Origin of the sequence: Methylobacterium sp. WL19, from assembly GCF_008040005.1 — a bacterium.
GTDB classification, from domain to species: domain Bacteria; phylum Pseudomonadota; class Alphaproteobacteria; order Rhizobiales; family Beijerinckiaceae; genus Methylobacterium; species Methylobacterium bullatum.
Map to the genome: position 1 here is coordinate 1 of NZ_VRVC01000301.1, position 611 is coordinate 611.

At 65.1% G+C, this 611-nt stretch carries 1 pseudogene; it reads left to right on the plus strand.

Features of this window, described 5'->3' with window-relative positions:
- Positions 1-611 (plus strand): annotated as a pseudogene (locus FV220_RS25735) (hypothetical protein); the annotation flags it as partial.

Sequence of the window (611 nt, forward strand, 5' to 3'; positions counted from 1 at the left end):
TCGCCCTCCTGTCCGACTGGACCCGGGGGACGGGCCAGATCCCGCCTCCGGCGACGCTCAATTTCAACCCGCGCGGAACGATGGATCTGTCGCAGGTCGGCATGATGGGCCACAGCCGCGGCGGCGAAGGGGTTCGGGCGGCGCTCCAGCAGTTCCGCGACGAAGGAAGTCCCTTCCCGGCGCTGATCAACGGGCTGTCGATCAAGTCGATCTTCGAGATCGGCCCCGTCGACGGCCAGACGTCCCGCCAACTGAACGCGAACGGGGTCGACAGCATGATCCTGCTGCCGGCCTGCGACGGCGACGTCTTGAACTTGCAGGGAATGAAGGTCTTCGACCGGGCTCTGCAGGGGAAAGTTCCCGATGCGTCGAATACGTTCCACGGCACCGTCTATGTCTGGGGCGCCAACCACAACGCCTACAATACCGAATGGCAGACGTCCGATTCGGCGGGATGTGCTGGCACTGACCCGATCTTCCAGTTGAAAGGGCGCTCGAAGCCCCAGCAGGTCACGGCGATCCAAACCCTGGTCCCGTTCTTCCGCGGCACGGTCGGGGCCAAGGCCGACCGCTCGTTGGTAGCCCAGTTCGATCCGGCCAACCCGCTTCCC